Here is a 23576-nt window from a genome sequence, read left to right on the forward strand (position 1 = left end):
CGTCGATTTCACGATCCGGCGAGCAATCGACAAATGTCATCAAGTTGCTCCAGCGAACTATAGTTCAGTACGAGCTTGCCGCCTTCGGTCCCTGCTTTGTGCTCTACACTCACTCGAAGCCCCAGATGCGCAGATAGATCGCCCTCAAGTGCGCGCGTGTCGGCGTCTTTTCCGCCGCCTGATGATGCAGCTCCACCGAACTCACTTTTCGAGGGGGCCTCTGGCTTGGGCGATTTGACAGCTTTTTCCGTATCACGGACAGAAAGGCCCTGTGATACGATCCGACGCGCCATGCCAATCGGATCTTCGCAGGGAACAAGCGCCCGGGCGTGTCCGGCCGAAAGATCCCCGGCGCGCAACATGTCAAGCACGTCACCGGGCAGATTCAAAAGGCGAAGTAGGTTGGCAATGTGGCTGCGGCTTTTGCCGAGCGCACTGGCCAATTTTTCTTGGGTATGACCAAACCTATCCATCAATTGGCGATAGCCCATCGCCTCTTCCACGGGGTTCAGATCCGCACGTTGGATGTTTTCAATGATCGCAACTTCCAACACTTCTGTGTCAGTAAACTCGCGAACAATAACCGGAACTTCATGCAGTTGCGCCATTTGGGCGGCGCGCCAGCGGCGTTCCCCCGCAACGATTTCGAACTGATCCTCGCCTTTTGGCCGCACGATCAGCGGCTGGATGACACCCTTGGTCGCAATGGAATTCGCCAATTCCTGCAGCGCATCCGGCAAAAATTGCCGCCGTGGCTGTTCAGGATTTGGGAAGATCTGTTCAACCGGAATGTGACGATCCGCGCGCCGAGGTGTTTCCGCGTTTTCAGTAGGTTCAACGTCCGCCATCAACGCGGAAAGACCGCGACCCAGGCCGCGGCGCTTCTCTTTTCCTGAATTCATAGATCGCCCCCGATTATGCTGCGCGTCGTGCGTTCTTGCCGACGAGTTCTTGCGCCAAAGCGCGATATGCCATCGCGCCTTTGGAACCACTATCATATTCCAACACGGGAATGGAATAGGACGGTGCTTCGCTAACCCGAACATTTCTGGGAATCAGGGTTTGGAACACCAAATCACCAAGATTATCCCGCGCGTCCGTTTCGACCTGTTGCGAAAGATTGTTGCGGGAATCGTACATGGTCAGCACCACGCCCTCGATCCGGAGTGCGGGGTTTGCGGTTTGGCGCACTTCCCGAATGGTCAACATCAATTGCGAGAGCCCCTCCAAGGCAAAAAATTCGCTTTGAAGTGGAACAAGAATGGAATGTGCAGCCACCATGGCGTTCACTGTCAAAAGGTTCAGCGAAGGTGGGCAATCTATCAAGACGAAGTCGAATTTGAATTGATCAATGGCCGTTTGCCGCAAGGAATCATGCAACAGAAAACTGCGTTTTTCGTTTGAGATCAGTTCGATATCTGCCGATGAGAGGTCCACAGTTGCCGGTATGATCGCGAGGTTTTTGACAGCCGTGGTCTTGATTGCCTCTGCAAGATCGACATCTTCCAGCAACAATTCATAGGTTGTAAGGTCCCGATCCTTCGGCACCACCCCCATTCCGGTAGATGCGTTGCCCTGAGGGTCGAGATCGACAATCAGAACATTGAACCCCTGCTCGGCCAAAGCCGCGCCGAGGTTGATTGTGGTCGTGGTTTTACCAACTCCACCTTTTTGATTAGCGACAGCGATGATCTTTGGACCAGCGGGCCGGATCGGATCAGACACGGGAAATCTCTCCTATTCGAAGAATGACGGCGCCTTCTTGGGTACGACTTTTAATTATCTCGTGCTGAAATGAAAACATGCTCTCTGCCTCTTTCAGCTCTTTTTTCCAGGTCACGCCCTTTGGAAAGAGCGCGAATCCATCGGGGTTGAGGTGTAGACTGGCGAAATCAAGCAACTTGGCCAGCGGCGCAAGTGCTCGGGCGGAAATTACGTCTGCGTTCTGGGGCGTAATCGCCTCTATTCTCTCGGCAATAACCTCTGCCTTACATCCGGTTTCGCGAAGGACAGTTCGCAGGAAGGTCGATTTACGTAAATCGGACTCGACCATTGTGACCGTTAGATCTGGATTAGACAACGCAATCACCAATCCAGGCAGGCCACCGCCCGAACCAAGATCAACCCATTTTTCACCCGTAGCTCCAGCTGCCTCAACAACCTGGATTAAATTGCAATATGACGCTCCCAGACTTGATCCATCGTTGACTTGGACACAAGGTTTATGCGCGGTGACCACTTGCGAAGCAATGCCACGAATATTTCCAATCGATCAAATGTTTCACGTGAAACATTGAGAGACTCAGGTGTTGGGTTAATCATGCACTGCGCCGCTGTGAAAGTTTTCGCAACCACGAAAGGATCAATGTCAGCGCCGCCGGCGTCATACCCTCTACCCGAGACGCTTGAAGGATATTCTCTGGCCGGGCTGTGTTCAGCTTTGACTTCAATTCGTTCGACAGCCCCTGCACCAGGTCATAGGAAAAATCCGCCGGGATTGTCAGTTTCTCGTCACGTTTGAGCGCCTCAACATCACGGTTCTGCCGATCCACATAGTTTGAGTAGAGAGCATCGCGAGCCAACTGATCAACAATTTCCGGATCGAGATCGTTCAATCCGGGAACCAATGGGCCAAGTTCAGCAACGGTCACGTTGGGAAAGGATAGAAGTTGATAGGCGCTGCGGCGAACACCGTCATTGGCAACAACAATTCCAACACCCGCAACATCGCGCGGCGTGAAGGTATTGGACTGTAGCATATCCAGTCCGGTCTCGAGTTTTTCTGCCTTTTCACTATACACCGCTTTCCGCGCGTCACCCACGCAACCTATTGAGATGCCACGCGGCGTCAGTCGCTGATCTGCATTGTCAGCTCTGAGAGAAAGACGGAACTCAGCCCGAGAGGTGAACATCCGATAGGGCTCGGACACGCCTCTGCTGATCAGGTCATCGACCATCACACCAATGTAACTTTCCGAACGGCTAAACAGAACGGGATCTTTTTTCAGAGCATGCGTCGCCGCGTTCAATCCGGCAACCAGACCCTGGGCCGCAGCTTCTTCATAGCCCGTGGTGCCATTGATTTGACCAGCCAAAAAGAAGCCGCTCAACCCCTTTAGTGCAAGTTGCGAGTTCAGCGCGCGTGGGTCGACGTAATCATATTCGATTGCATACCCGGGTTGAAGAATTTCCACATTCTCCAGCCCACGGATTGACCGGACATAGTCGTGTTGAACTTCTTCTGGAAGGCTAGTGGAAATCCCATTTGGATAGACCGCGTTGGTGTTAAGTCCCTCAGGTTCCAGAAAAATTTGGTGACTGGCTTTGTCGGCAAAGCGTACGACCTTATCCTCAATCGACGGACAATACCGCGGGCCGACGCCATCAATATGACCACCGTACATCGCTGAGCGATCAAGAATTCTTGCGAATAATCTCGTGGGTGGCTTCATTCGTATGGGTAATCCCACAGGGAAGCTGTGCCAATGTCGGCCCGGTGGACAGAAAGGAAAACAACACAGGGTTCTATCGCCCGGCTGATTTTCCAATAGATCCCAATTGATGGTCTCGGAATTCAATCTCGGCGGTGTACCTGTTTTCAAGCGGCCGATCGGCAGGTCCATTGCGTACAAACGATCCGCCAGCGCGTTCGAAGCATTATCGCCCATTCGTCCGCCGGAATAAGACACATCCCCGATATGGATCAATCCGTGCAAAAACGTGCCGGTGGTCAAAACCACGGCAGTCGCACTCAGCTCAGATCCATCCGAGAGAACGACGCCATTGACGGTCGTTCCAGTCATGCGCAGATCGGCAACCTCACCCTCGACAATCGTAAGACCGGGAAGAGACTGCATTTCCTTCAACATCTCTTGACGATAAACCGCACGATCTACCTGCGCTCTGGGGCCTTGAACAGCGGGGCCTTTACGCCGATTGAGCAATCGAAACTGAATACCGGCACGGTCGGCAACGCGGCCGATGACGCCGTCCAGCGCATCAACTTCGCGAACCAAATGGCCTTTACCCAACCCGCCAACAGCGGGATTACAGGAAAGAACCCCTATCCCGTCGATTTTCAGCGTAACAAGAGCGGTCTTGGCCCCCATCCGCGCCGAAGCATGCGCGGCATCACAACCAGCATGTCCACCACCCACCACGATGACGTCAAAATGTTTCACGTGAAACACTCCTATTTTCCGACACAGAACCGAGAGAATATTTCATCAAGCAGGTCCTCGACGTCGACCCGCCCGAGCAACCCCTCTAACGCACGAATCGCGATGCGTAACTCTTCTGCAGCTATATCATATCCATCCGGTCCTTTTTGAACCCAATCTTTCGCAATCTTAAGTCCCGCCAGCGCGCGTTCCATTTCGTCACGGTGCCGCATATGCGTCGCCAAACCCGCATTTGCACTTCGATCCGTCAACACATCCGTTATGCGAGACACAAGATGGTCGATTCCTACACCAGATTTCGCGGAAACCGACAATCCGTCTACTTGATGAAGATCGGCCTTCGCAGTCACCACAAGATCACCCGGCAAGACTTCTATATCCGGGGTATCTCCTGGAAGCAAAAGTATCATGCGCAGATCTGCCGCCAGCGCCCTTTCGCGCGCCCGCGCAACGCCCATTGCCTCAATCTGATCTTCGGTCTCACGCAGACCCGCAGTATCAAGCAAGGTCACCGGAAGGCCATTCAAATCCATGCGAACTTCAATCACATCCCGCGTTGTGCCAGCAATTTCCGATGTGATCGCCGCTTCACGACCCGCCAGGGCATTGAGCAGCGTCGATTTTCCGACGTTGGGTTTTCCAACAATTGCGACTTCGAATCCGGATCGAATCCGTTCTGATACTGCAACCCCCGCAACCTGCCGTGCAATATCCTCTTCAACACCATCCAACAGCGACGCGACCTCTGGCGTGACATCAACCGGCACTTCTTCATCGGCAAAATCAATGACCGCCTCTAACAGCGCCGCGGCCCGGACCAAATCATTGCGCCATTTCGCAACCAATCGCCCAAGATCACCGGACAGCACGCGCAACGCCTGACGTCTCTGCGCCTCGGTCTCGGCATCAATCAAATCTACCAAGCCTTCGGTCTGGGCCAGATCCATACATTCATTGTCAAATGCACGGCGGGTAAATTCGCGGCTTGCGCCAACCGAAGACCGGACATTGCCGTCAGCTCTGCCAGAATCTTGCGCACCACCGCAACAGAGCCATGAACTTGCAGCTCAACACTCTCTTCCCCAGTAAAGCTCGCGCCGTTGGAGAAACACAAAACCAGCGCCTGATCAATGCGGCGCCCTGCCCGATCGGTCAGGATCCGCAGGCCAGCGCGACGCGGCTCTGGCAGATCCCCGCAAAGCAATCGGCCCGCGGCAAATGCCTGCGGGCCGGAAATCCGAATGACCGACACGCCGGCCTTTCCCTGGGCCGATGCCAGGGCAAATATGGTGTCCATTGCCGCCCCCGGCTCAGGTGTTCATCGAATCGAAGAATTCCGAATTCGTTTTGGTCTGCTTCAATTTCGACAGCAGGAATTCCACCGCATCTGTTGTCCCCATCGGGTTCAGGATGCGCCGCAACACAAATGTCTTTTGCAGATCCAGCTTTTCGATCAACAGATCTTCTTTCCGCGTTCCGGATTTCAGAATATCGATCGCCGGGAACACGCGTTTGTCTGCAACCTTGCGATCCAAGACAATCTCACAGTTGCCGGTCCCTTTGAATTCCTCAAAGATCACCTTATCCATCCGGCTGCCGGTGTCGATCAGTGCAGTTGAGATAATGGTAAGCGAACCACCCTCTTCGATGTTACGCGCCGCACCAAAAAACCGTTTCGGACGCTGCAGGGCGTTGGCGTCGACACCACCGGTCAGAACCTTGCCGGAGGACGGCACCACCGTGTTGAACGCCCGGCCGAGCCGCGTGATGGAATCGAGCAGGATCACCACGTCGCGTTTATGTTCAACCAGACGTTTGGCTTTCTCGATCACCATCTCCGACACTGCAACGTGACGCGCCGCAGGTTCATCAAAGGTCGACGAAATGACCTCGCCTTTGACCGACCGCTGCATGTCCGTCACTTCTTCGGGACGTTCATCAATCAGCAAAACGATCAGATAGCATTCCGGGTGATTGGATTCGATCGAATGCGCAATATTCTGGAGCAACACGGTTTTACCGGTCCGCGGCGGCGCGACGATCAAGGCCCGCTGGCCCTTGCCAATCGGCGCAACCAGGTCGATCACCCGTGCCGAGCGGTCCTTGATGGTCGGATCTTCGATTTCCATCTTGAACCGTTCATCGGGGTAAAGCGGCGTCAGGTTATCAAAAGCAATCTTGTGCTTGGCGCGTTCAGGATCCTGGAAATTGATCGCTGTCACATTGATCAAGGCAAAATAGCGTTCGCTGTCGTCCGGCGCGCTGATTTCCCCTTCAATCGTATCCCCGGTGCGCAAGGAGAACTTGCGGATCATCGTCGGCGATACATAGATGTCATCAGGACCCGGAAGGTAATTCGCTTCGGGGGATCTCAGAAATCCAAACCCGTCCTGCAACACCTCCAGAACACCATCACCAGAGACTTTCCATCCCTCATCCGCGCGTTCACGCAGGATTTGGAACATGATCTCACCCTTGCGCATGGTCGAGGCATTCTCGATCTCCAGCTCCTCTGCCATGGAAAGGAGGTCCTTGGGGCTCTTGGCCTTCAGGTCAGCAAGGTTCAGGTGTTCTTCTGTCATGAAATATCCGCGCCTGCGCCGCTTCTTGGCGTTCTGGCAAGTTCTGAATGGGAAATGCGCCAACCGGACGGTAGCGTAGGCCTTAGGTAAAGAGACTGGCGACCAAAGTCAATCTTTGCCGTTACCGATTTTCTTCGGCGGCCTGTCGTTCGTGTGGGTTCTTATTAAAATAAAGAAAAGAAAAGAAAGGATGATGAAGGTTAGTGTCGCGGTTTCTTGTGGATTATCTTGTGATCCCTAGACTTATCAACACTGTGCGAAACCTGACAGGTGCTTGGGGGAAAGATTTGGACCTCGGCAATCAGTCTTTGGAAATTTCAATTGTTTTCAGCCCGTTGACCAGGGATTTGGCCTGTTCCGGCCTGTGTGTATCTCCGGGGGTGAAATCAGGATGGATGATATCCCCCCTGCTGCGGGTTTATGCTTTTCCCGTTGTTAAAACTTTTGTGACAAGGCCACGAGATACGCGGTCTGTGGATGTATCCGGTCTCGACCTTTAAGTTTCGCTTCGGTATTCCTTAATTCGTTCCGCCGCTTATCCACGGATTTATCCACATGAAAAAACCGCTTGTTTTGGCATCTGCCTCCGAAGTTCGCGCAGATTTGCTGCGGCGGGCACATGTGCAGGTTGAAACGATGCCATCACGGATTGATGAAGAATTGGTAAAGGCCGGGATGTTGGCCGAAGATGCCAGCCCACGGGATATCGCCGATCTGCTGGCAGAGATGAAAGCAACCAAGGCCGCTGGTAAACGGCCCGATGCGCTTGTGCTTGGTTGTGATCAGGTGCTGGACCTGAACGGCAGCCTGCTGTCGAAACCAAGTTCGCCACAGGATGCGGTCCGGAAATTGCATCTAATGCGGGGTCAACGGCACAAGCTTCTGTCTGCCTGCGTCGCGGTGGAAGACGGCAAACCGGTCTGGCGACATGTCGGGGTTGTGACCCTGCAGATGCGCGACCTGTCGGATACTTATGTGGACGACTATGTCGACCGCAACTGGGACAGCATCCAATCCAGCGTTGGCGCCTATAAATTGGAAGAAGAAGGCAGCCGCTTGTTTACATCAATCAGCGGAGATTACTTCTCTGTACTTGGCCTTCCGCTTCTGCCCCTGTTGAATTGGCTCGCGATTCGAGGAGACATTGCAACATGATTGAAAATGTGCCCCTGGCCGGGGTGATCGGACATCCGATCACACAATCAAAATCACCGGTGCTGCATGGCCATTGGCTGCGGCGGTATGGCATTCGCGGGCATTATATCCCGATGGATGTCGCATCGGCGAACCTGGACTCTGTGTTGCGGGCATTGCCAAAGATGGGGTTTGTCGGGGTCAACATCACCATCCCGCACAAGATCAAGGTGCTGGAGATCGCCGATCAGATCACAGATCGCGCCACAATTATCGGTGCGGCCAATACGCTGATCTTTCGGCGTGATGGCAAGATCATGGCCGACAACACCGACGGATACGGGTTTATCGAAAACCTTCGCCAACATGCGCCGCAATGGGCGGCGACAGATGGGCCCGCGGTGGTGTTTGGCGCGGCGGTGCCAGTCGCGCGGTGGTGTCGTCATTGATTGATGCCGGCGTGCCCAGGATACTTTTGTCCAATCGGACAAAGATCAAGGCAGAGCAACTGCAACATGATTTTGGCAAGCGAATTCAAGTGGTTGAATGGGTTCAGGTTGGCAATTACCTCGAAGAGGCTGCGCTGGTGGTCAATACCACGGCCTTGGGTATGACCGGGCAGCCAGACATGCGCGTGCCCTTGGATGGGCTGCGCCCGGGCACCTTGGTCACGGATCTGGTCTATAACCCGCTGCGCACCCATCTTCTGGAAGAAGCCGCGCAGCGCGGCTGTCACACCGTTGATGGTTTGGGAATGCTCTTGCATCAGGCGGTGCCGGGATTCGAACGCTGGTTTGGGCATCGCCCCGACGTTGATGACGCCTTGCGGGCGGCTGTCCTGTCATGACCTTCCGGCTCGGCCTGACCGGGTCAATTGGCATGGGAAAATCCACCACGGCCGCCATGTTTGCGGAACTGGGTTGTCGTGTTTGGGATGCGGATGCGGCGGTTCATCAATTGTATGATGTCGGCGGTGCCGCGGTGGCACCAATCGCCAAGGTCTGGCCGGCGGCAATCCAGGATGGCGCTGTCTCTCGGGCAAGATTGAAGGACATCATCGCCGCCGATCCAGATGCCTTGCATCAGCTGGAAGAAATAGTGCATCCGCTGGTTGCCCAGGACCGGGGCAATTTTGCCCGCGATCCAGATGCGGACATTCTGGTGTTTGATATTCCATTGTTGTTCGAAACCGGCGGCGAGGCGATGATGGACGCCGTGGCCTGCGTGTTTGTGACCCCAGAGGTCCAGCGCAGCCGCGTCATGGCGCGTGGGACAATGACCGCCGCTCAGTTTGAGCAAATTCTCGCGAAGCAGATGCCGATTGACGAAAAATTGGCGCGGGCCACTTTTCAGATCGAGACCGATACGCTTGAACATGCGCGGACACAGGTCAAAGATGTGGTGCAACAGATAAGATCGGGATTTGCAGATGCGTGAGATCGTTCTGGATACGGAAACCACCGGGTTTGAACCCGAAAGTGGCGATCGGATTGTGGAAATCGGCGCGGTGGAATTGCTGAACCACATGCCGACCGGCCGCACCTATCATCAATACATCAACCCCCAGCGGTCCATGCCAAAAGAAGCCTTCGAAGTGCATGGTTTGGGTGACGAATTTCTGGCTGACAAACCGTTGTTCAAGGCGATTGCGCAGGATTTTCTTGATTTCGTGGCCGAGGATTCGATCCTCGTGATCCACAATGCGTCCTTTGACATGAAATTCCTCAATGCGGAACTTGGCTGGCTTAACATGCCAAAGATCCCAATGGAGAGGTCGCTGGACACGGTCGCCATGGCGCGCAAGAAATTTCCCGGCTCGCCGGCGTCGCTGGATGCGCTGTGTCGTCGGTTCAATATCGACAATTCCGCACGGACCTTGCACGGCGCGCTTCTCGACAGTGAAATTCTGGCCGAAGTCTATCTGGAACTTATTGGTGGCCGACAGCCGGGGCTTGTCCTTGCCAATGTCGAGAAAACCAATGTTGCCAGCCAGGGCGGTGTTTGGAAACCCAAACCGCGGGCCAATCCCCTACCCCCGCGTCTGACAGAGGCCGAATTGGCCGCCCATGCCGAATTTGTCGACGCCATGGGCGATGATGCTTTATGGAAAAAAGCCTGACGGCTTATGCGTCGGGTGTGACCTTGGCCTGTTCCGCAGCCCGGCGCGCGATTTCATTGCGATAAAGTGCAATAAAATCAATGTTTTCCAGGTTAAGCGGCGGGAAGCCACCATCGCGGGTCACATCGCTGACGATGCGGCGTGCGAATGGGAAAATCATCCGCGGGCATTCGATCAACAGGAACGGATGCAGCTGTTCTTCTGGCACGTTTTCGATATTGAAAACGCCAGCGTAATCCATTTCCAACAGGAACAGAACCGCGTCACCTTCTTTGGCTTTCGAGGTGATTTTCAGCTTCAACACAACTTCGTATTGGTTCGGCTGCTGGCGCTTCTTGGCATCCAGATTGACCTGAACCTGAACGTCAGGCTGGACTTCTCCGGTGGCGCCTTTTTGCGACAGGATGTTTTCGAACGATAGATCGCGCACATATTGTGCCAGAACGTTCATTTTGACCGGTGCAGCTTGTTCCGCCGCGCCATTTTCGATTTCCGCCATATGTCCTCTCCGCAGGAAGTTTTTGGTGCTTTACCAGCCCCGTGTCCTATCCTCAATGGTTGCTCCATCCTGATGGGCCGGCTTTGTCGTCCTTTTCTGGCGGGACTTCGGAATATTCGGCGTCAATCACGGTGTCCTGGGGCCGGTGTTGGCGGGGATCATGCGGTTGCCCCTGCCCCATCTGGAATTTCTGGACTTTGATCCGCGTGCGGGCAAATTCATAGACCGCCTGGCGCACCGGCGGCATCAACAGGGCAAACCCAACCGCATCGGTGAAAAATCCCGGTGTCAGCAGCAATGCCCCAGAGATCAGGATCATCGCCCCGTCCGCCAGTGGTTTGGTTGGATCCTGGAGTTCAGAAAACGAGCGTTGCAAACCGGCCAGCGCCTGACGTCCCTGTTGTTTGACCAGCATCGTGCCAAGGATCGCGGTGATCACCACAATTGCCAATGTCGGCCACAGGCCAATTGCGCCACCGACCTGGATGAAAAGCGCAATCTCGATGATGGGGACGATAAGGAAGGCCAGTAGAAGATACATTTGTTGTTATCCCGAAGGTTACCGATGGTGTGGTGGACTTGACCCCACCTAGCGCTTACATAAGTGCAACACCAACCGCTTTCAAAGTGCGCCAATGATTAAGGTCCAGATGAATTCGCCCCTGCTCCAGCTCTTAGTCCTTGCTGGGATTGCTGTTTTTCTAATTCTGCGGCTGAAATCCGTGCTCGGCACACGTGACGGTTTTGAGAAGCCGCCAGTGCCACGCGGGGCCGAGCCCAAGGATTCGCGCCGCGAGTTCGAGGTCATCGAAGGCGGGCCAGATCACGATATCGTTGATAACGTCGACGCCGACAGCGACGCCGCTGATGCGCTGGCGCGGATGAAGCGGATTGAACCGGGGTTCAGCGTTTCGGAATTCATGGGCGGCGCTCGCGGTGCCTATGAAATGATCTTGATGGGTTTTGAACGCGGTGATCTGGCAGAGATCAAGCCGTTCCTGGCCGAAGATGTGTATGAAACATTTGCCGAGGTGGTGGAGTTCTCGTGAAGAGCAGGGTCTGACCATCGAAGCCGAATTTGTCGGCGTGCGCGAATTGACCCTGCACAACGCGACATTGGACGAAGCCACAAACCGGGCCGAGATCACGATGAAGTTCATCGGCGAATTGACCCAGATTGTGCGCGACCGCAGCGGTGAGATCATCGAAGGCAGCCCGACCCAGGTCAAAAAGCAAAAAGATATCTGGACCTTTGCGCGCGATATGGGCTCCGATGACCCGAATTGGGCGCTTGTGGCCACGGATGAGTGATCTGTTACGATGCGGAGGTTGCTGTCCCTTCTTGGCTTGATTGGCCTGACGATGGGCGGTGCGCCGACCTCTGCTGAGACCACATATTCGGTGATGTCCTTTGACCAGCTGGACGGCTGGCAAGAGGATGATCACGATGCGGCCCTGACGGTTTTCCGCAATACCTGCATTGATATGAAGGGCCCGGACTGGAAGGCGCTTTGCGCTTTGGCGCATGACATGTCAGACGGCCGGGCGTTTTTTGAACTGACGTTCCGGCCGGTGCTGATCGAAGATGGGCAACCGGCCCTTTTCACCGGATATTTTGAACCAGAGCTTGACGGATCACGCTATCGCACGCCGCGCTATCGTTATCCGGTCTACCGCATGCCGGGCGAAGCACGGCGCAACCAACCTTGGCTAAGCCGGCGCGACATCCTGACCACTGGGGTCATGGATGGGCGCGGGTTGGAAATTGCCTGGGTAGATGATCCGGTCGAATTGTTTTTCCTTCAGGTTCAGGGCTCTGGCCGTATTCGCATGAACGATGGATCGGTGGTCCGGGTCGGATATGGTGGCAAGAACGGTCATGAATACCGCTCTGTCGGGATGGAACTGGTGCGGCGCGGCGTCTATCAGGCGCATCAGGTGTCAGCGCAAGTGATCAAGAACTGGGTGAAACGCAACGGCGATTTGGGTGAGGATCTGTTGCACCATAACCCGTCCTATGTGTTTTTCCGCGAAGTATCAGAGGTGCCTGCCGACAAGGGGCCTTTGGGGGCCATGAACAGATCGCTCACCACCATGCGCTCGATCGCGGTTGACCCTTCTATTGTGCGGTTGGGCTCGCCTGTCTGGATTGAAAAGGACGGTGCCGATCCGCTGCGCCGGTTGATGATTGCCCAGGACACAGGGTCAGCGATCAAAGGCGCACAGCGCGCGGATGTGTTTTTTGGCACCGGCGATGCCGCGGGGCGTGCGGCGGGCAAGCTGCGCGACCCCGGTCGGTTGCTGGTGCTGATGCCAATTCAACGCGCCTATGCCTTGCTGCCGGAATCGATTCAATGACGCGCAAGCGCAAGCTGCGGGCCGAAGAAGTTGAACTTTGGGGGCAAGTGGCCAAGACCACCACCCCATTGGGAAAACCCCGTTCGACCCCCGCCGCGCGACCCGCGCCAAAATCACCCAGCCCAAAGTCGGCACCGGAACACCCGCAACAGATACCGGAGTTTCGGGTCGGCGAAACGGCGCGCCAGGACAGACTACCGCATTCGCTGGCCCCTTCCCTGTCGGCGTCATTGGCCGCCGATCCAATTGCGATGGACAAAAAGGCGTTCACGCGCCTGAAGCGTGGCAAGCTGAAGCCCGAGGCCCGGTTGGACCTGCATGGTATGACCCTGGATCGGGCCTATCCGGCGTTGATCGGGTTCATTCAGCGCGCCGCCGCCCGCGATCTGCGGCTGGTTCTGGTGATCACCGGCAAAGGCAAACACAAACCCGACGAAGGCCCAATCCCGCAACGCATGGGGGTTTTGCGCCATCAAGTGCCGCAATGGCTGCGGATGCCGCCGCTTGGCCCCTTGGTGATGCAGATCAGCGAAGCGCATTTGCGCCATGGCGGTGGAGGCGCGTATTATGTGTATCTGCGCCGGCGGCGGTGACGTCGATCTTAGCCTTTTGATCTGTCCGATTGGGTATGACCCACCTGCGCGATGCCAATTTTCATCATCACCGTGGCAAAGATGAAATAGCCGGCAACAAACAGATATTGCGTCTCGATCCCGATCCCAAGGTCGATCAAAGCGCCGGTCAGCCCCGGCCCAAGCGCAGATCCCAGCACCATGACAGCGGCGGACATCGCCTTGATCGCGCCCAGATTGGCGGTGCCGTAAAACTCGGCCCAAAAGGCGTTTGGCAATGTGGCGTTGGCCCCGGCGGTCATCGCCAGGAAGAACAATCCAACCAGCGCCGACATTGGCGAGCCGGCAATGGCGAACCACGCAAAGGCCACAACCATCGGCAATTGGTAATATGGGATCAGACGACCGGTGCCGACACGGTCCAGCAACCACCCCGACCCCAGCATCGCCGCAATGCCAAACCCGGTGTAGATTGGGAACAGGCTGACCAGATCAAGATGGGTCCAGCCTTTGATCTCTGCATAATGGACCTGTTGAAAGAAAAACGCTGTGATGAACGCGGCGGGCCCAATAGCGCGGGCACCATGAACCAGAACAACGGATGGCGCAGCGTCTGGCCGCGGGTCCAATGCATGTTTTTCATGCCTGTGCTTTGATCGTTTTCCGCCATGCTTTGAGGTGTACGCTCGCGGCGCAGCAACAATCGCAACAGCGGCACGCCGGCAATGGCGATCAAAGCGGACAGAACCCAAAGCTGGCGCCAATCCCAGACCGTCAACAGGGCGACAAACAGGATTGGCATCACCGCTTCGGCCAGCGATGATCCGACCGAGGCGATCGACAGCGCCTTGCCGCGTGAGGCAACAAACCAGCGCGCCATGGAAACAGCGGCAATATGGACTGTCATCCCCTGACCTGTCAGGCGCAGGGCAAATATCACCGCCGGCAACAGCCAAACAGTGGACACAGCCATCGCCAGACATGCCAAGGCCAAAAGGATCAGAACGCCCGACCCCAGCAATCGGGACCGAAACCGATCCGTCAGCCCGCCAGACCAGACCATGACGGCGGCCGACAATGTGGTTCCAAGGGAATAAATCCCGCCCCATTGCCCATGTGTCAGGCCAAATTCCGCACGAATTTCGCCGGAAAATATCGAAATGAAATAAGTTTGGCCGAAGCTGGACAAAAAGGTCAGCAACGTCCCGGCCATCAACCAGGGCGCGTTAGCAACCAAAAAAGATCGGTCACGCAAAGCGATTGCTCCTCTTGCACGTTCGTGCCGGAGCAGTCGCGCTGGATTACAGGTTAATTCGAAACCGCTGTGGCGACCCGGGTCGTGGTGTTCAACGCCGCCCCAAACAGGGACAGAACGGTGCGCAGGGCCACAACCGGCGATTCAGTTGCCAGAACAGTGTCATTGGGATTGATCAAGAAGTTACGTGCGGCAAACAACCCGTCTGCTGTCGTGAGATCAAGCGAAAAGATGACTTGTTGCTGGCGCGGTCCCACTTTGGGTTCGGCAACAACGGCCTTTGCCGGGTACTCCCGCAGGACCAGAATGCCTTTGGGGTCGGCCCGGTCATCTTGAATTCCGCCCATCAACGACATCGCCTCAAGCGCGGTGACATATTCCTTGGGGAAGTAAATCAGGCTTTCCGAACCGGATGCGCCAAGTGCGGTAAAGGCGCGTTCGTCCTGTTGAACGATAATCTTGTCATCGCCATAAAGCCGGGCGTTTTTGTCTGGGCTGGCAAACAGATCCTTGGCCGGGATCGAATATGTCGCGTTGCCACGGTGCAGGGAAACCACCGGATTGCGGAAGTTGTTATTGATACCGCCCGCAGAGGCTATCACACTGAGAATAGAGGTATTGCGGTTCGGCAGCGGGTAACTTCCGGGTGACGCCACGCCACCAACCACAGACACCGAATTGTCGACGCCCGGTGTGGCGGTCAGCTGGACCTGGGCGTCTGGCGCGATGGTGGCCAGTTCGCTTTGAATGCGTTTGCGGGCCCCGTCCGGGGTCAACCCGTTCACCACGACATCGCCAATGTAGGGAATGAAAATCGTGCCGGAAGGCGACACCATCAACCCGTTCAATATCGCCAAATTGTTGCCGGATTGGGTCAGCAGGGAATTTTCCTGGTTGTCCCAGATATTAAGATCGATCCGGTCGCCGGTGCGCAGCACCTGGCTCTTGGGACCACGGCTTGATTTGATCCAATGAAACCCGCCGGTCCAACCGGTCACCGGCCATTTGGCAATCAATTCAGCATTTGCGCGGGTGACTGGCACCAAATCGAATTGGGCCGTTTCGGCGTTTGCTTCGCGGATAACTTCACGTTGCAAGGCGGCACCGCGGGGCAGGTTGCCACAAGCAGAGACCGCAAACATTAAAGCAATGGCCAGAAGGCGCGTCATCATCTTCACGAAGATATTCTCCTGATCACCGTCGCATCGTCCAAGCGCTTTCTAGCGGCTCTTGGCGATGATAAACAGAGTGTGAGGTGAAGAAAATTCAGAGTATTGCTTGTATGACTCAAACGACGACGAAAAAGACGGTTTTGGTCTTGGGCGCATCCGGGCGGGTTGCCGCAATGCTGGCCAAGGTCTGGCTGGAAAAACCATCCGAAAACATAATCTTTGTCCGGGTCGCGCGCAAAGCGGGCCGCGGCGTGGACTGTCAATGGGCACCGGGTGACAATGTGGCCAAATTGCCACGGGCCGATGCCGTCGTTGCGTTGTGGGGTGTGGTGCCAGGCGGAGGCGCGCCGGTCGAAGAAAACATTGATTTGGCCCGCATTGCCCAACAAATTGGCACATCTTGTGGTGCTGACCGCGTCATTCATGCGTCAAGCGTTGCGGTCTATACGCCATCCGATCAGGTTTTGGATAAATCCGCGCCTTGCGTGCCCCGCAACGCCTATGGGCGGGCAAAATTGCAAATGGAGACGGCGGTTTCCAAATCCTCGCCCCGATCTGTGTGTTTGCGGATTGCCAATGTCGCGGGCGCTGATGGGGTGTTTTCTGCCTTGGCCGGTGATGGGCCTATCACCCTGGATCAATTTGCCGATGGCACCGGGCCCCGGCGCAGCTACGTGCAGCCGTCAACCTTGGCTCAGGTGATAGAAACACTGGTGTCCTTGCCGACAGAGCACCTGCCGCAGGTGATCAATGTGGCCGGGAAAACGCCGGTTGCCATGCAGGATATTGTGGTCGCGGCGGATCGGCCAGTGTTATGGCGCGCCGCCCCGCAAGAGGCCCTGCCGGTTATGGCGGTGGATGTCGGACGATTGAACGCCTTGGTTGACTTGGGGGCGCAAAGCACAGATGCCGTTGAGCTGGTTCAGGAATGGCGCAAATACGGGGGTGGGGCGTGACACCACAGAAACGTTTGTTTGATATTGCCAGTGCTTTGTTTCTGCTGGTCGTGCTGAGCCCCCTTATCCTTTGGGTGGCGTTTTTGATTTATTGGCGGGATGGCGCGCCGGTTCTGTACGTGTCGGAGCGGATGAAAGCACCGGGGGTGCCATTCAATTTGTACAAATTCCGCACAATGACCAAAACCGACCAGAACACCGGTGTCTCTGGCGGTGACAAATCCGGGCGCATCACCAAGACGGGCAAGTTTCTGCGCGCCAAGCGATTGGATGAATTGCCGCAACTTCTGAATATCCTGAAAGGTGATCTGAGCTTTGTCGGCCCGCGCCCGCCGCTGCAGATGTATGTGGAACGGTTTCCAGAATATTATTCCAAGGTGCTGCAGTCGCGGCCAGGTGTGACCGGTCTCGCGACCTTGGTCTTTCATCGCCACGAAGAAATGCTCTTGCGTCCCTGTCAGTCGTCGGAAGAAACCGATGCGGTTTATGCCCGCCGCTGTGTGCCCCGCAAAGCCCGACTGGATTTGATCTATGCCGCACATCAATCGGTGTTTTTCGACCTTAGGTTGATGTTTGCCACTGTGTTTCGCGCAATTCCTGTAAGAACGTCGCGTAAATCAGCCGGTTTGCCGGGCAAATAGGCGGAAAATTGCCATATGTGGCGCTAATGCTGCACCCGCGAGAACGAATTTAGCCCGAATAGACCTGTCACGATACAGTGACTAATACGCCGATATGTAAGTCTGCGCTGTCCTTGCTGATCGGTGTCGCAACTGCCTGGGGAATGCCAATGCTATACAGTCTATTGGTTCGGATGAGCCGTGGCCAGAAGGCTGTGATCATTGCAACGATCGATTTTTGTCTTGTTGTGCTTTCCTTTGTGGGGGCCAATTCGCTTTTGGTGGGCCAGGTTCCGTCTTTCGAGGTCTTGCGCGCAAGTCTGCCTTATTTGGCTGTGATGGGTCCGGTTGCCTTGGCCGTGGTCCTTTATTTCGACCTGCACCGAACCAAACTTATCTCATATGAGCTTAAGGGTGTCTTACAGACCGCCCTGGTTGCGGCGGCTGTTGGCGTGTCCGGGCTTTTGACCTCAGTGATGATTGGCTCGCGTATCTCACCCCAGCTTTTTGTCATCGCATCCATGATCCTGCTGATTTCCTCTGCCAGCATTCGCCTGATCCTGCGCGAGGTGGTGATCCGGATCTATCGTCGCGGCAAGTCTTTGAAACGGGTGTTGATTTACGGTGCCGGGCGCACAGGGCAACAGCTGGCATCAGCGTTGCTGACCGATATTGAATTGTCGCTTGTCGGGTTTGTCGATGACAATCCGGCGATGCACGGGCTGACAATTGCGGGCTTCAAGGTGGCCCCGTCCAGCCGGGTGGAGCGTATGGTTGAAAACCTGCGAATTGACCGGATTATTTTGGCGATGCCCTCCGCAAGCGAGGCTGACAAGGCGCGCATCGCGCATCAGCTCAGCCATCTGTCCTGCGAAGTGCATATCATGCCGTCCTTTGCCCAGATGTTGATCACGCAAAGCGGCCCGGTGTCGACCACACCGCTGGATTTCTCCAAACTGCTGGGGCGCAACCACCTGGAGGCAGAATTGCCCGGGGTGAGCGGCGCCTATGAAGGCAAATGTGTGATGGTCACCGGGGCAGGGGGATCAATCGGATCGGAACTCTGCCGTCAGATCGCAAGCTGCCAGCCATCAAAAGTTATCCTTTTCGATCACTCGGAGCTGCTGCTGTATAATATCCAGCGGCGGTTGGCGTCGATCAATCCCGGTGTGGAAATCGTCACGGTGCTGGGCTCGATCTGTGAACAGGGTCTTGTGGACCGGGTGTTTGGCGATCACGACATTGATGTGGTGTTGCACGCAGCGGCCTATAAACACCTGCCGTTGCTAGAGCTGAACACCATCGAAGGCATGCGTAACAATGTCATTGGCACCAAATTGCTGGCGGATGCTGCGCGGCGAAATCACGTGGAACGGTTCATCCTGATTTCCACGGACAAGGCTGTGCGCCCGACCAGTGTTCTGGGCGTGACAAAGCGGCTGGCAGAGATGTTGATCCAGGATCTTGCCACCCGGTCTGAACATACGATGTATTCGATGGTGCGGTTTGGCAATGTGCTTGGCTCTTCCGGGTCGGTCATCCCGCTGTTTCAGGATCAGATCGCCAAAGGCGGGCCGGTCACGGTGACGCATTCCGATGTGACCCGCTATTTCATGACCGTCAGCGAAGCTGTGCGTTTGGTGCTTTTGGCCGGGTCGTTTGCCCGCGGCGGTGATGTCTTTGTGCTGGACATGGGCAAGCCGATTTCGATCTGGCAAATTGCCCGCAAGCTGATCGAAAATGCCGGCGACAAGGTGCGGGATGCCGCCAATCCTAATGGTGATATCGAGATCATGTTTACCGGTTTGCGCCCCGGTGAAAAGCTTGAGGAAGAATTGTTGATTGGCACCGACATGCTGACAACACCGCACCCGAAAATTCTGCGTGCGCAGGAAACCCATTTGTCCGAGCTGGAAATGGCGAATGTCATGGCCGAAGTGCGCAAGGCGGTGGCGGCGCATGATTGTGATGCGGCAAATGAAATTGCTACCCGCTGGGTCGAGCGTCGGCGAGACAAAAATCAGCAGTCCGAAGGAACGCTGGAGGTCATCTGAGGATTTTGTAGATCCTCAGCCCCGCATAATGCCGTGCCAGATGTGTTGGGCGGGCATTATGATCTATCGGTGAAATGGTGGTCTTTGCCTCGACCACTCTCACATAGTTAAGCAGTGAGAGTGATCCAGGCGATCAAAAGCGCAGTTGCTGAATCTTGACCTGGCCCAGATAGTTGCTGGCCCATTGATCAGAGCTGACAACACGGCCCTGACCATCCACGTCATAGGTATTGGTAAAGCGGATGTTGCCGTTCTGTTGGGTGCAGTTTTCGGTCATTGTGGTCACGCGCGGCGCGCCACCGGTCCCGGTCACAGCCACGTCGCAGCTGAACTGCTGCCGCACGGTGATGTCTTCGCCGTTCAGAATCCGCACTTCCCGCTGTGTCGACCCGGATTGCCGACGGGCGATCAGCTGTGGCAACCGACCAAGATCAGCTGACATCAAATCACCGCCCATACCGCGGGTGCCGCGCAACAGACCATTTTCCATGGACAAGGTCTGGCGGGCGGCTGTGGCATAGGTTTCCACAGACCGGTTTTGGCCAATACGGACCAGAACGGCATTCGACTGGGTCTTGGGAAAGTCGATCAAGATCAACGCATTGGTCGCTCTTGCGGTCAATTGCTGAACCTGGGCGGGGGTAACACGCACGGGCCCACGACCGTTGGGACCAAACCGTTCCACAACGGCGTTACGAATGAGTTCCGGGCCATCTCGGCCTTCGCCGCCACCGCTACAGGCCGCGAGCAAGGCCGTCGCGCACAACGCGGCCACGGGGGCGAAACCACTCCGCCGGATCTTTTGTTTCACGCTGATCTCCAGAACTTGCCCCAGGTCTTGGCCATTTGTGGTTGGTGATAGTCGCGAACCTGTTCATAAAGTCGCCCATCAACAAGCACCTTGGCCCCGCCATCACGCGTCAGCGATTGAATGTCAAAAGTGGTTCTGTCGGTCGATGGCGAACCGGACACGCTTCCAAGCGGAATGGTTACGCGGATGCCTTTGTCAAACGACCCTTCGCCAAAGTCATCGTAATCAACGTTGGTAAAGGTGGCATAGGCCCCGACGCGCCAGCCATTGGCAAATTCGCGATCCAGAGTCACTGTCGCACCATAATCGCCGGCAAGGTAACGGCCGACATCAAGCTGGCCGTGGAACCCGTTGCCAATGTCGTAATAGGCCGACACATGGCCGTTGAAATCCGGGATCACGCCAGCGCGGGTTTCCGAAGACCGCAGGCCGAACAGCTGATCGTAGTCGCGTGGTTTGACGTAATTCATTTCGACGCCAAGGGCCAAACGGCTGTTTACTGGTTTCCACAACAATTCGCCGGACACCCCGGCATACATTGATTCAAGGTAACCCGCGGTCACGCGGCTATACAGATTTGTTCCGGGACGGGCATAATGTGCGACGGTCAGCCGCTCGATGGCGGGATCGCCCTCTTGTGAATACCGGGCCTTTTCCGTGCGTACCGACGGCAGAGCCGATCCGGTGTTCCGGCTGGATTCGTCCAGGTTGCCGGCGAGCTTTTTGGTGATCGATCCGGAAAACACCAAATTCGCGGTCGGCCGGAAACTTGCGCTGGCCCGAATGCCAAGGTCAGCCCGTGCCGGGTTATCCGGGTCAAAAACCGAAAATTGCGTGTAAGGTGCAATCGCCCAACCGAACCGTGGGTATACTTCGTCAAAAGCCGAAGGCGCGCGACCGAAACCATCGGTGATCGACGCGCGTGCCAGAATTTCGGCATTGTCGGAATGTTCCAAAGCTTCAAGATCGGACCGGCGCACCGTGACCGCAGAAAGCGCCATACCTTCGACCACTGGCACAATGACAAAGGTTTCCACCGATGCGGGCAGAACACGTGTCATGGCGCGGGCCGTGCGACCAATGGCCTGTGGCACCTGGCCGTAACGCGGATTGCGCAGACGCACGGTGGCCTGACGGGGCTCTAGGGTCAGCCCCTCAAGCACCAATTCATCATTTTCCAGCGCAGCGGTCAGAGTCTGCCGATAGCTGTTTGTGGGCAGAGCCGTCCAGCCGAGGTCATTTGCCGCGCCGGGCCGTCGCACCGATACCGGGACCGGGGCGGTTTCGCGTCCGCCCGGGGTCGCCGCAGATTTCGGATTGGTGTGGAAAGAAATCTGCGCGCCAAAGGTGTTGCCAAAGGTATGGTAAAGCGAAAGCTGCGTGCCATCGCGGAACCGGTAATCCACGCCAAAGTTCCATGGCGAATCGTCGTCATGCTCGCCGCGTTGCTGTTCCTGGGCATAGGTATCGGAGGAATATTCCGCCGAGAATGTCAGGAATTCGGTGGGTGAATAGCTGACCCCGCCAAAGCCGGCGGCATCGCCGCGAAACCATTGGTCATAGGTCGGCGTTCCGCCCGTGCCGATGTCTACATTCGGGCGTGTGCCCGTCGACCCAAAGGGATTGCGAGAGCCCAATCGGCCCCACCCAATCCCGCCAGTCAGCTCAAGACCCGGCAGCACCTCTTTGGTCGCGACCAGATACTCCCCACCATAAATGCCGGTGCCGATGAAATCCTGTAACCCGACCACAACGCTGGGCAGGTAGTCAGTTTCCTTAAGCAATTGGTAGCGCAGGTCGAAACTGCGGTCGTAATAGACGCCATCAACCGACCCACCGATCGGAAATTCGGAAATCCCGGAATAGCGGAAACTGCCGGACAGGCGCGGCGTGATCTGAAAGCTCAGCGTGCCGCGCGTGTGGTTTCCGGCATTGGCCGCCGTGATGCTCAGCGTGGCATCCGGCGATACATTGGCCGTCGGCATGTCGATCAGACCGGGCACACCATACAGATTGTATGATGGGATGCCTTCGGCCAGACCGGCCGGCGCGGCAAACAGGCTTGCGCCCGCCAGCATCACAGCTGCACTGCCCTTCAGGGTAGCTTTCAAAGTATTTGGCATCAATACGTCCCGCCCGCTGAAACTCTCTGGATTACTACGGGTAATGTCGGGACAAGTCCATCGTGCTGCCAAGGGAAACCCAGGATTGTGGCAAATACCGAACGCCGATCTGCCAGGGCGAAAAAAGTTCCAATTGTAAGTGTTAAGGCAGCGGTAACAGCTGGCCTGATATTGCAAAAGGTGGGTGAAAATAGGTGGTGAAAAATGGCTGTAGACGGAAACGTCGCGCCAGTGATCATCAAAAGGAAAAAAGTTGTTGCCAGTGATGCGCACCATGGCGGTGCTTGGAAGGTCGCATATGCGGACTTTGTCACGGCGATGATGGCGTTTTTCCTTTTGATGTGGCTGTTGAACGCGACAACGGAAAAACAAAGAAAGGGTTTGGCGGATTATTTTGCGCCAACCATTCCGGTCAACCGGGTGTCCGGCGGCGGCACGGGGGCCTTTGGCGGTGACAGCGTGTTTTCCGAGGAAACCCTGCCGCAAAACGGCACCGGCGCGTCAAGCCGACACCCGACCAACAGCGCCCAGGCGCGGGGGGATACCGGGATCAATCCCCAGGGCGAAAACAATGGCCAGGGCGATGACGATGCATTTCAAGAGCGGGCAAATACCATCAAAGAGGCGCTTTATGGCCATGGTGGTGAAAGCATGGTTATCGAAAACGCCCTGAAACATGTTGTGCTGAAAAGCACGGATGAGGGGCTTGTGGTTGAATTGTTCGAACTGCCGGACAGCCGGTTGTTTGACGATCTTGGCAATCCGACAGAGACACTTTCCGTGCTGGCCGATGCGCTGGCCGAGGCTGCGAAAACGGTGTCAAACCCGGTTGCAATCGAGGGTCATGTGCCCACAAGCCCGATTGTCGTGCGCCGAAATGTCAGTTGGGATCAATCGGTTCAGCGGGCCCAGGCCTTTCGTAACCTGATGGAGCAAGAGGGCCTGCCCAAGGGGGATGTGGCGCGGGTGACCGGCCATGCCGACCGGGAACTGGCAGAGGTAAATCCGCTTTCCCTGCGCAACAGCCGGTTGGAAGTGATTTTTCTGCGGAACCAAAACTAGAGCGCATTTTAGCTGTTAGGTCAGCGTTAAGGGGCGATGTCTATCTGTTGCATCTAAGTTTGATGCAGCAGAAAGGCG

The 23576-nt window shown here is 56.1% G+C and carries 19 protein-coding genes and 4 pseudogenes; 11 read left to right on the plus strand and 12 right to left on the minus strand.

Features of this window, described 5'->3' with window-relative positions; all coding sequences use genetic code 11:
• Positions 1-8: 8 nt before the first annotated feature.
• The 6 genes and pseudogenes from AC0L4F_RS00400 to rho all read right to left on the minus strand — a co-directional run bounded on the left by AC0L4F_RS00400 (position 9) and on the right by rho (position 6763).
• Positions 9-902: a ParB/RepB/Spo0J family partition protein gene (locus tag AC0L4F_RS00400; protein WP_244683965.1), complete on the minus strand. Its 894-nt coding sequence runs from the start codon at positions 900-902 to the stop codon at positions 9-11.
• Positions 903-915: 13 nt separating this feature from the next.
• Positions 916-1725 (minus strand): ParA family protein, encoded by an 810-nt coding sequence (locus AC0L4F_RS00405; protein ID WP_244683967.1) that lies wholly within the window; start codon positions 1723-1725, stop codon positions 916-918.
• Entirely contained in the window at positions 1718-2239 is a 522-nt protein-coding gene (locus tag AC0L4F_RS00410; RefSeq protein WP_348524041.1) for an RsmG family class I SAM-dependent methyltransferase, read from the minus strand. The genes AC0L4F_RS00405 and AC0L4F_RS00410 overlap by 8 nt, the downstream gene beginning before the upstream one ends.
• A 79-nt stretch (positions 2240-2318) precedes the next feature.
• Positions 2319-4181: a tRNA uridine-5-carboxymethylaminomethyl(34) synthesis enzyme MnmG gene (mnmG, locus tag AC0L4F_RS00415; protein WP_244683969.1), complete on the minus strand. Its 1863-nt coding sequence runs from the start codon at positions 4179-4181 to the stop codon at positions 2319-2321.
• An 11-nt stretch (positions 4182-4192) separates the two neighbouring features.
• Positions 4193-5478 (minus strand): annotated as a pseudogene (mnmE, locus tag AC0L4F_RS00420) (tRNA uridine-5-carboxymethylaminomethyl(34) synthesis GTPase MnmE).
• A 13-nt stretch (positions 5479-5491) separates the two neighbouring features.
• On the minus strand, positions 5492-6763 hold the full coding sequence (rho, locus tag AC0L4F_RS00425) for a transcription termination factor Rho (protein WP_244683971.1): 1272 nt from the start codon (positions 6761-6763) through the stop codon (positions 5492-5494).
• 555 nt (positions 6764-7318) lie between these two features.
• Here rho and AC0L4F_RS00430 point away from each other — a divergent pair.
• The 4 genes and pseudogenes from AC0L4F_RS00430 to dnaQ all read left to right on the plus strand — a co-directional run bounded on the left by AC0L4F_RS00430 (position 7319) and on the right by dnaQ (position 10016).
• Positions 7319-7918, plus strand: a complete 600-nt coding sequence (locus tag AC0L4F_RS00430; RefSeq protein WP_244683973.1) for a Maf family protein — start codon at positions 7319-7321, stop codon at positions 7916-7918.
• Positions 7915-8744 (plus strand): annotated as a pseudogene (locus tag AC0L4F_RS00435) (shikimate dehydrogenase). Before AC0L4F_RS00430 ends, AC0L4F_RS00435 begins: the two are co-directional and overlap by 4 nt.
• Positions 8741-9334: a dephospho-CoA kinase gene (gene coaE / locus AC0L4F_RS00440; RefSeq protein ID WP_244683976.1), complete on the plus strand. Its 594-nt coding sequence runs from the start codon at positions 8741-8743 to the stop codon at positions 9332-9334. The pseudogene AC0L4F_RS00435 and the gene coaE overlap by 4 nt, the downstream one beginning before the upstream one ends.
• Positions 9327-10016 (plus strand): DNA polymerase III subunit epsilon, encoded by a 690-nt coding sequence (gene dnaQ, locus AC0L4F_RS00445; protein WP_244683978.1) that lies wholly within the window; start codon positions 9327-9329, stop codon positions 10014-10016. Before coaE ends, dnaQ begins: the two co-directional genes overlap by 8 nt.
• A 4-nt stretch (positions 10017-10020) precedes the next feature.
• Here the strand turns inward: dnaQ and secB are convergent, their stop codons facing one another.
• On the minus strand, positions 10021-10515 hold the full coding sequence (gene secB, locus AC0L4F_RS00450; protein WP_244683990.1) for a protein-export chaperone SecB: 495 nt from the start codon (positions 10513-10515) through the stop codon (positions 10021-10023).
• A gap of 52 nt (positions 10516-10567) precedes the next feature.
• Positions 10568-11056: an FxsA family protein gene (locus AC0L4F_RS00455; RefSeq protein WP_244683992.1), complete on the minus strand. Its 489-nt coding sequence runs from the start codon at positions 11054-11056 to the stop codon at positions 10568-10570.
• A gap of 109 nt (positions 11057-11165) precedes the next feature.
• Between AC0L4F_RS00455 and AC0L4F_RS00460 the strand changes: the two are divergent.
• The 3 genes and pseudogenes from AC0L4F_RS00460 to AC0L4F_RS00470 all read left to right on the plus strand — a co-directional run bounded on the left by AC0L4F_RS00460 (position 11166) and on the right by AC0L4F_RS00470 (position 13466).
• A pseudogene (locus AC0L4F_RS00460) lies at positions 11166-11826 on the plus strand (Tim44/TimA family putative adaptor protein).
• A gap of 9 nt (positions 11827-11835) precedes the next feature.
• Entirely contained in the window at positions 11836-12873 is a 1038-nt protein-coding gene (mltA, locus tag AC0L4F_RS00465) for a murein transglycosylase A (protein ID WP_244683994.1), read from the plus strand.
• Positions 12870-13466 (plus strand): Smr/MutS family protein, encoded by a 597-nt coding sequence (locus AC0L4F_RS00470; RefSeq protein WP_244683996.1) that lies wholly within the window; start codon positions 12870-12872, stop codon positions 13464-13466. Before mltA ends, AC0L4F_RS00470 begins: the two co-directional genes overlap by 4 nt.
• Positions 13467-13474: 8 nt before the next feature.
• Here the strand turns inward: AC0L4F_RS00470 and AC0L4F_RS00475 are convergent.
• Positions 13475-14658: pseudogene (locus AC0L4F_RS00475) on the minus strand (MFS transporter).
• A 95-nt stretch (positions 14659-14753) separates the two neighbouring features.
• Positions 14754-15797 (minus strand): polysaccharide biosynthesis/export family protein, encoded by a 1044-nt coding sequence (locus tag AC0L4F_RS00480; RefSeq protein WP_244683998.1) that lies wholly within the window; start codon positions 15795-15797, stop codon positions 14754-14756.
• Positions 15798-15982: 185 nt separating this feature from the next.
• Between AC0L4F_RS00480 and AC0L4F_RS00485 the strand changes: the two genes are divergently transcribed.
• From AC0L4F_RS00485 to AC0L4F_RS00495, 3 genes are all read left to right on the plus strand, one after another.
• A complete protein-coding gene (locus AC0L4F_RS00485) occupies positions 15983-16828 on the plus strand; it encodes an NAD-dependent epimerase/dehydratase family protein (protein ID WP_244684000.1) in 846 nt (281 codons plus the stop codon).
• The gene (locus tag AC0L4F_RS00490; RefSeq protein ID WP_244684002.1) at positions 16825-17469 is read left to right on the plus strand and encodes a sugar transferase; all 645 of its coding nucleotides are present in this window, start codon (positions 16825-16827) and stop codon (positions 17467-17469) included. The genes AC0L4F_RS00485 and AC0L4F_RS00490 overlap by 4 nt, the downstream gene beginning before the upstream one ends.
• 149 nt (positions 17470-17618) lie before the next feature.
• Positions 17619-19502, plus strand: a complete 1884-nt coding sequence (locus tag AC0L4F_RS00495) for a polysaccharide biosynthesis protein (protein WP_244684005.1) — start codon at positions 17619-17621, stop codon at positions 19500-19502.
• Positions 19503-19635: 133 nt separating this feature from the next.
• On the opposite strand, the gene AC0L4F_RS00500 is transcribed toward AC0L4F_RS00495, so the two are convergent.
• Together AC0L4F_RS00500 and AC0L4F_RS00505 are read right to left on the minus strand one after the other, a co-directional pair.
• A complete protein-coding gene (locus AC0L4F_RS00500) occupies positions 19636-20313 on the minus strand; it encodes a YjbF family lipoprotein (RefSeq protein ID WP_244684015.1) in 678 nt (225 codons plus the stop codon).
• Entirely contained in the window at positions 20310-22436 is a 2127-nt protein-coding gene (locus AC0L4F_RS00505; RefSeq protein WP_244684026.1) for a YjbH domain-containing protein, read from the minus strand. The genes AC0L4F_RS00500 and AC0L4F_RS00505 overlap by 4 nt, the downstream gene beginning before the upstream one ends.
• Before the next feature lie 204 nt (positions 22437-22640).
• Here AC0L4F_RS00505 and AC0L4F_RS00510 point away from each other — a divergent pair, with 204 nt between their 5' ends.
• Complete coding sequence (locus AC0L4F_RS00510; RefSeq protein ID WP_244684036.1) at positions 22641-23498, plus strand: flagellar motor protein MotB; 858 nt, start codon at positions 22641-22643, stop codon at positions 23496-23498.
• The last annotated feature ends 78 nt before the right edge of the window (positions 23499-23576 follow it).

It is taken from the genome of Marinovum sp. J2-8, assembly GCF_055808435.1.

What these genes read in the sequence shown, in the direction of transcription:
- AC0L4F_RS00400 (WP_244683965.1), bottom strand. Translation starts at nt 902, where the DNA reads ATGAATTCAGGAAAAGAGAAGCGCCGCGGCCTGGGTCGCGGTCTTTCC.
- AC0L4F_RS00470 (WP_244683996.1), top strand. Translation starts at nt 12,870, where the DNA reads ATGACGCGCAAGCGCAAGCTGCGGGCCGAAGAAGTTGAACTTTGGGGG.
- AC0L4F_RS00485 (WP_244684000.1), top strand. Translation starts at nt 15,983, where the DNA reads ATGACTCAAACGACGACGAAAAAGACGGTTTTGGTCTTGGGCGCATCC.
- AC0L4F_RS00510 (WP_244684036.1), top strand. Translation starts at nt 22,641, where the DNA reads ATGGCTGTAGACGGAAACGTCGCGCCAGTGATCATCAAAAGGAAAAAA.
- AC0L4F_RS00505 (WP_244684026.1), bottom strand. Translation starts at nt 22,436, where the DNA reads ATGCCAAATACTTTGAAAGCTACCCTGAAGGGCAGTGCAGCTGTGATG.
- rho (WP_244683971.1), bottom strand. Translation starts at nt 6,763, where the DNA reads ATGACAGAAGAACACCTGAACCTTGCTGACCTGAAGGCCAAGAGCCCC.
- mltA (WP_244683994.1), top strand. Translation starts at nt 11,836, where the DNA reads ATGCGGAGGTTGCTGTCCCTTCTTGGCTTGATTGGCCTGACGATGGGC.
- coaE (WP_244683976.1), top strand. Translation starts at nt 8,741, where the DNA reads ATGACCTTCCGGCTCGGCCTGACCGGGTCAATTGGCATGGGAAAATCC.
- secB (WP_244683990.1), bottom strand. Translation starts at nt 10,515, where the DNA reads ATGGCGGAAATCGAAAATGGCGCGGCGGAACAAGCTGCACCGGTCAAA.
- AC0L4F_RS00495 (WP_244684005.1), top strand. Translation starts at nt 17,619, where the DNA reads ATGCTATACAGTCTATTGGTTCGGATGAGCCGTGGCCAGAAGGCTGTG.
- AC0L4F_RS00430 (WP_244683973.1), top strand. Translation starts at nt 7,319, where the DNA reads ATGAAAAAACCGCTTGTTTTGGCATCTGCCTCCGAAGTTCGCGCAGAT.
- AC0L4F_RS00455 (WP_244683992.1), bottom strand. Translation starts at nt 11,056, where the DNA reads ATGTATCTTCTACTGGCCTTCCTTATCGTCCCCATCATCGAGATTGCG.
- dnaQ (WP_244683978.1), top strand. Translation starts at nt 9,327, where the DNA reads ATGCGTGAGATCGTTCTGGATACGGAAACCACCGGGTTTGAACCCGAA.